The 6,367-nt window shown below is 60.9% G+C and carries 7 protein-coding genes; 1 reads left to right on the top strand and 6 read right to left on the bottom strand.

Annotated elements, in window-relative coordinates:
- From L981_RS24060 to bamA, 6 genes are all read right to left on the bottom strand, one after another.
- The coding region (locus tag L981_RS24060) for a lipid-A-disaccharide synthase (protein ID WP_043622191.1) at nt 1-549 on the bottom strand (549 nt) is incomplete at its 3' end.
- Nucleotides 546-1,433, bottom strand: a complete 888-nt coding sequence (locus L981_RS24055) for an LpxI family protein (RefSeq protein ID WP_043622189.1) — start codon at nt 1,431-1,433, stop codon at nt 546-548. The genes L981_RS24060 and L981_RS24055, both read right to left, overlap by 4 nt.
- Before the next feature lie 5 nt (nt 1,434-1,438).
- A complete protein-coding gene (lpxA, locus tag L981_RS24050) occupies nt 1,439-2,254 on the bottom strand; it encodes an acyl-ACP--UDP-N-acetylglucosamine O-acyltransferase (protein ID WP_043622187.1) in 816 nt (271 codons plus the stop codon).
- On the bottom strand, nt 2,251-2,715 hold the full coding sequence (gene fabZ, locus L981_RS24045; RefSeq protein WP_034796695.1) for a 3-hydroxyacyl-ACP dehydratase FabZ: 465 nt from the start codon (nt 2,713-2,715) through the stop codon (nt 2,251-2,253). Before fabZ ends, lpxA begins: the two co-directional genes overlap by 4 nt.
- The gene (lpxD, locus tag L981_RS24040; protein ID WP_043622184.1) at nt 2,708-3,775 is read right to left on the bottom strand and encodes a UDP-3-O-(3-hydroxymyristoyl)glucosamine N-acyltransferase; all 1,068 of its coding nucleotides are present in this window, start codon (nt 3,773-3,775) and stop codon (nt 2,708-2,710) included. Before lpxD ends, fabZ begins: the two co-directional genes overlap by 8 nt.
- A gap of 46 nt (nt 3,776-3,821) precedes the next feature.
- Nucleotides 3,822-6,155, bottom strand: a complete 2,334-nt coding sequence (gene bamA, locus L981_RS24035) for an outer membrane protein assembly factor BamA (protein ID WP_043622208.1) — start codon at nt 6,153-6,155, stop codon at nt 3,822-3,824.
- On the opposite strand from bamA, the gene L981_RS35230 reads away from it, so the two are divergent.
- A complete protein-coding gene (locus tag L981_RS35230) occupies nt 6,097-6,321 on the top strand; it encodes a hypothetical protein (protein WP_192447221.1) in 225 nt (74 codons plus the stop codon). The genes bamA and L981_RS35230 overlap by 59 nt on opposite strands.
- Nucleotides 6,322-6,367 lie beyond the last annotated feature (46 nt).

The following is a 6,367-nucleotide window of genomic DNA, read 5'->3' as shown; positions in this document are numbered from 1 at the left end:
GCTTGCACGAACGGCAAGTACATTGGCGTCGCTTGCAAGCCGATGGCCGACATAGGTGGTCGGAGGCCCTTGCAACCGCTCCATCGCCTCCGGCTCGAAGGGCAAGACGGCAAGCACGTGATCGACATATCCGCGCATGCGCGGCGCTCGCTCCGGCTTCCATGCCCAGACGCTCGGGCAGACGTAGTTGATGACGGGCAGATCCGGCAGGGCGGCACGGACTTTTCGCGCCACGCGGTGGGTGAAATCCGGGCTGTCAATGATCAGAAGCGCGTCGGGTCGGGCTGCTATGATGGCCTTTGCCGTCTGGCGGATGCGCATGATCAGCTTCGGCAGACGGGCGAGCACCTGCGTGAAACCCATGATCGACAGTTCGGAATAGTCGAACAGCGAGCGCAGGCCCTCGGCCTCCAGAGCCTCGCCGCCGACACCGACGAGTTCGACGTCGCAATGGCTTTGCGCCCGAAGCGCGCGAACGAGATCGGCGCCCAGAAGATCGCCGGAGACTTCACCGGCGATCACAGCAAGCTTGTAACGTGGCGCGTTCATCGCCTGTTGCCTCCGGATGCGCGCTCCACTCCGGCGACGAACAGCCCCGCTTGATCGGCGACACTGACCACATCGTTCCGTTCCAGTACCAGCGCCCGCCCGGCTTCGACGGCAACGCCAGCAAGACCAGCTCGCTCGGCAAGCGCGATGGTGGACGGGCCGATCGACGGCAGGTCGGCGCGCAGATCCTGTCCGGGTTTGCAAAGCTTGACGAGTACGCCGCGTCGGCGCGAAGAGACGCGCCCCTCCGCTTTCAACACGGCGACACGCTCCAGCATGGCGTCGGTCCCCTCGGCACCCTCGAGCGCGACGACACGCCCGCCGACGGCAACCGCCCCCTGCCCCACGTCGAGCGCGCCGAGCGCATTGGCCGCAGCAATACCCGCTTCTATGTCGCGTTGGTCGTCAGCGTCAGGGTTCACAGCACCGATGGGGCCTGAGTCGGCCAGGAGATTGGGAACCACCTCGTGCACGCCGATGACATGCGCGCCGCTTGCCTCTATCAGCTGCATCGCCATGCGCAGGACCGCATCGTCCCCGCCCGAGACCAGCGTCTTTAGAACTGAAGGTATCTTTGCGAGGGTCCGCAACGTCGGGCGGATATCGCGCCATTCCGGACGGCGCCGAACCCACCCGGACAAGACGACGCGGTCTATGCCCTCTTCCCTGAATGTCCGGCTGATATTGGCGAAATCGCCGATCGCCAGAACCGAATGGTCGAAGCCGATCCAATCGGCTTCTTCGGCTTCACGCGTGAGTGCGATGATGTAGGGATCTTCGCCGCGCGCACGAACTGCTTCGGCGACATGGTGGGGCAGCGCGCCGCCACCAGCGATGATTGCGAGCCGGCCGCCAGTCGCCGCGCGGCTCGCAGCTGAAGACATCACGGTCAGGCCTTGCCGCGTTGCGGCGACGACAGTGCGCGGTCGCTCTCGGCGCCGATGAAGTCGAGAATTTCCATGACCGGCGCGCAATCCATATAGTCTTCGCGAATCGCTGCCGCGTTGGCGCGGATCGATTCCGGCCCTTCGAAAATCTGCTTGTAGGCGCGGCGAACCACATGGATCGTTGCACGATCGATGCCAGCGCGGCTCATGCCGACAACGTTCAGGCCGCTGAGCAGGCCGGGATTGCCGTTGAGCATGCCATAGGGAATGACGTCGTAGCTGACAGCCGACAGACCGCCGACAAAGGCTTGACGGCCGACGCGGGTGAACTGGTGCACTGCGCAGCCGCCGCCGAGAATGACGCGGTCCTCGACCGTGACATGGCCCGCCAACATCACATTGTTGGACAGGATAATGTTGTTGCCGAGGCGGCAATCATGCGCCACGTGCGAGTTGGCGAGAAAGAGATTGTTATCGCCGACAACCGTCTTGCCGCCATGTTCGACGGTCCCGGTGTTCATCGTCACGCCTTCGCGGATCGTGCAATTGGAACCGATCAGAAGTTCGGTATCCACAGCACTGTGATGAACGCTCTGGGAATCACCACCGACCACGGCGTTCGGGAAAATCTTCGTTCCCTTGCCGACCGTCGTCCGGCCGATCACCACGGCATGGCTGAGAATCTCGATATCGTCGCCCAGAACGACTTTCGGCCCGATGTAGCAAAACGGGCCGATCTTGACGTTCTCGCCGATCACAGCCCCGCTCTCGACGACCGAGGACGGGTGGATCTTCGCAGATGCTGCAATCATGTTCAGGCGTCTTCCTTGCTGACGATCATCGCGCCGATATCAGCTTCTGCGACAAGTTGCCCGTCAACTTTTGCATCACAGTGAAATTTCCAGATATTGCCGCGCTGCTTCTGCTTCACGACATGGAATTCGACGCGATCGCCAGGCACAACCGGCTTGCGGAAACGGGCATTGTCGATGGTCATGAAATAGACCAGGTTCGTGCCGGTTCCGACCTTGCGGGCGCAGATCGCGCCAGCCGTCTGCGCCATGCCCTCGACGAGCAGGACGCCCGGCATGATCGGCTGCTCGGGGAAGTGACCGGTGAAATGCGGCTCGTTCGCCGAGACATTCTTGATACCGATCGCCGAATTGTCGCCGTCGATCTCGATGATGCGATCGACGAGCAGGAATGGGTAGCGATGGGGCAGCAGTTTCAGGATTTCCTGAATATCCGCCGTGCCGAGAACCGTTGCTGCTTCACTCATTCGCGCCGCCCTTCTTCTTTTTCTGTCTTTCCTCTGCCCGCATAGCCATTTCCGCGACGTCGCGCAGGAAATCGCGCATCGGGCGCGCCGGAATACCACCGTACCGTTCGCCTGCGGGAACATCGGCGGCCACGCCGCTCATAGCCGCGATCTGGACGCCGTCACCAACCGTGATGTGGCCATTGACGCCGCTGCCGCCGCCAATCATGACGCCATCGCCGATCTTCGTGCTGCCGGCAATGCCGACCCCACTGACGATGCCGCAATAACGACCGATGCGGACGTTGTGACCGATCTGAACGAGATTGTCGATCTTGGTGCCCTCGCCGATCACCGTGTCATCCATCGTGCCACGATCGATCGTCGTATTCGCGCCAATCTCGACGTGATCCTGGATGATCACCCGCCCGACCTGGACGATCTTGATCATCCCGCCTTTCGGACCCGGCGCATAGCCGAAACCATCCTGACCGATGCGAGCACCCGGATGGATGATGACACTGTTGCCGACGAGCGCGCAGAGCACGCTGGCGCCCGCAGAAATCGTGCAATCGCGGCCGATGCGCACGCCCGGGCCGATCACCGCGCCGGCTGCAATGCGCGTGCCGCGGCCGATTTCGGCGCCGGCGCCAACGACTGCCGTCGGTTCAACTTCGACATCGTCTTCAAGCCGCGCGGTCGGGTCTACGAACGCACCGGGCGCAATCCCGCTTAGGCTCGTATTGCGTGCCGGACGCATTGCAATCTCGTGCAACAACGTACCTGCAAGCGCAAAGGCCGTATGCGGCCGCGCTGTCAAAAGGACGGGAATATGGGCGGGGACAAGAGACGAAATCGTCTTGTCGCAAATGATCGCCGATGCCTCACAGGTCTCGAGTTCAGCGCGGCTCTTGCGAGACAACATATAGCAGACGTCACCGGGCTTTGCCCGATAGACCGGCGCTACGGAGCGGACAGCGCGGTCAGCGACCGCGACATCCACCAATTCCGCCCCAATTCGATCCGCCAGGTCGCCCAGGCGGATCCCATCGTGGGGCGGAAAAAACCAATTCTGTTCCATGTACACTCCAGAACGATCTTTTCTGGCAGTTCTGGACTGCTTCTTATCAGAACGACGAGGAAATGCCGAACTTCAGGTTCTGAACCTTGTCGAAATCTTCCTTGGCGATCGGCCATGCGTAGTCGACACGCAGCGGACCGAAGGGCGAAGCCCAGATCAGACCAACACCGACCGATGCACGCAGCGACGAGTTGTTGCCCTGCACGGTTTCGCCCGGGGCCATCTTGACCTGGTTGCTGTAAAGCGTGCCGGCATCAGCGAAGACTGCACCGCGGAAGCCGCTGTCACGCGGGATACCCGGAAGCGGGAACGTCGCCTCGGCCGAAGCCGTGAAGTAGGTCGTACCGCCGAGCGCATCGCCCGTTGCCTTGTCCCGCGGACCAACACCGTTGCGCTCGAAGCCACGGATGTCGCTGGTACCGAGCTGGAACTGGTCGAAGACCTGCAGATCGCTGCCGGTCTCGAAGATATGGCCAGCGCTACCGCCGAGCGAGGCGATGATGTCGGCTTCGTCGTTGACCGTGTAGTACCACTTGGCCTTACCGGTCATCTTGTAGAAGTCGGAGTCGCCACCGAGGCCGGCGAATTCATGCGTGAAGGTCGCAAGAATACCGTCATGCGGCAGCTGCGCATCGTCGAGCGTATTGTAGGTGATCGACTGCGAAACCGACGAACGGACCCAGTTGCCACCCTCGACCGCACGAACGTAAGGCGACGACAGCTTCGCAACGTTACCGCTATAGTCGAACTGCGTGAAGTTGTAGCGCAGCGTCGTCGAAAGGTTCTCGGTGATCGGCGCGGTTACACGCAGGCTGAAGCCCTGATCTTCGTAGCTGTAGTTGTCGTCATCGAAGTCGTTTTCGTTCTTGAAGACGTCGAAGCCTGCGGCCAGACGATAGCCAAGGAAATACGGCTCCGTGAACGAAACGTTGTACGTGCGGCTTTCGTCGCCACGACCAGCGGCAACGCGGATGTACTGGCCACGGCCGAGGAAGTTCTTTTCTTCGATCGAAGCTTCGACGAGGAAGCCACCACCGCTACCGGCGGAGTAACCTGCACCGATACCGAACGAACCGGTCGACTGGTCCTGCACATCGACGATTACGACAACACGGTCAGCGGCGCTGCCCGGAGCGGTCGAAACGTTGACGCTCGAGAAGTAGCCGAGAGCCTCAAGGCGACGCTTGGCACGCGCAACCATTTCCTGGTTGAAGGCGTCGCCTTCACCCATGTCGAACTCGCGACGGATGACGTAGTCACGGGTACGGGTGTTGCCGCGGATTTCGATACGCTCGACATAAGCACGTTCGCCCTGATCGACGAGGTAGTCGACCGAGATCGTGTGGTTGCCGAGATCGCGGTTGCCGCGCGGCGTGACGCGGGCGAACGGGTAACCGGCCGAAGCGACGCGCTTCGAAATTTCGGTCATCGTCGCCTGGACGTCCTTGGCCTTGTAGACCGAACCCTCACGGCTCACGACGAGCCCCTTCAGTTCTTCGGCATTGACACCCTCAACGGTCGATTCGACGTTAACCGAACCAAAGTCGTAGCGCGGGCCTTCTTCGACGGTGATCGTCACCGTGTACTCGTTGGTCGCCTCATTCAGGGCCGCATCCGACGAAACGACTTGGAAGTCGGCGTAGCCGCGGTTGTAGTAGAACTGACGCAGCAGCTCTTCGTCCGCACGCAGCTTGTCGGGATTGTAGACGTCCTTCCGCGTAATGAAGGAGAAAACGCCCGATTCCTTCGTCGCGATGACCGACTGCAGACGGCCGTCGCTGTAGGCTTCGTTGCCAACGAAGTTGATCTGGGAAATCTTGGTGCGCTCGCCTTCGTTGATGACGAATGCGAGGTTGACGCGACCTTCGGCGACAGGAACGACCTGCGTCGTCACCGTGATATCGCTTCGACCGATCGCCGCATAGGCGTCCTTGATCGACTGGATGTCCGTCTCGACCGTCGCTTCGCTGTAAGGACCGAGCGGCTGCGTGCGCACGACGCCCTGCAGCTTGTCGTCCTTGATCTTGCGGTTGCCGTTGAAGACGACCTGGTTGACGAGCTGATTCTCGCTGACGTTGACGACCAGCGTGCCGCCGGAAACGTTGATGCTGACGTCGGAGAAGTAGCCGGTCGCATACAGGCGCTTCACGGAAGCGTCGATATCGGTGTTGTTGAAGCTCTTGCCCGGGACGATCGTGATGTTCGCACGAACCGTCTCAGCGCTGACGCGCGTGGCGCCGCGAACTTCGACACGATTGATGACCGCAGCTTCTGCAACGGACGTGCCTGCGAGCAACCCAACACCAGCGCCGGAAACAACAATGCTTGTTGACAGCGCAGCCGCCGACACCGCGTTCAAAAACCTTGAACCAGCTTTCATGTTCAAATCTTACCTTTTCCAAACGTCGCGCGGCAGTTTCGTGCCGACTCCGGTCACGGTTGCCGTTTTAACCGCTTTTCCCATACAAGCAAGCCAGCTCGTTAATTTCTGTTTACTTCAATTCGAACCGTGGCTTAACGGCCACTACAGCCTCGATTTATCGTAAACAAAACCTTTCGTCGCAAGCCGTTGAAAACCAATCGTTCACAGTA

The sequence above is a fragment of the Ensifer sp. ZNC0028 genome (assembly GCF_000799055.1).
GTDB lineage: Bacteria > Pseudomonadota > Alphaproteobacteria > Rhizobiales > Rhizobiaceae > Ensifer.
This window is presented reverse-complemented; position numbering and strand designations above follow the sequence as displayed.

What these genes read in the sequence shown, in the direction of transcription:
- bamA (WP_043622208.1), bottom strand. Translation starts at nt 6,155, where the DNA reads ATGAAAGCTGGTTCAAGGTTTTTGAACGCGGTGTCGGCGGCTGCGCTG.
- lpxD (WP_043622184.1), bottom strand. Translation starts at nt 3,775, where the DNA reads ATGGAACAGAATTGGTTTTTTCCGCCCCACGATGGGATCCGCCTGGGC.
- fabZ (WP_034796695.1), bottom strand. Translation starts at nt 2,715, where the DNA reads ATGAGTGAAGCAGCAACGGTTCTCGGCACGGCGGATATTCAGGAAATC.
- L981_RS35230 (WP_192447221.1), top strand. Translation starts at nt 6,097, where the DNA reads ATGCTTGTTGACAGCGCAGCCGCCGACACCGCGTTCAAAAACCTTGAA.
- L981_RS24055 (WP_043622189.1), bottom strand. Translation starts at nt 1,433, where the DNA reads ATGTCTTCAGCTGCGAGCCGCGCGGCGACTGGCGGCCGGCTCGCAATC.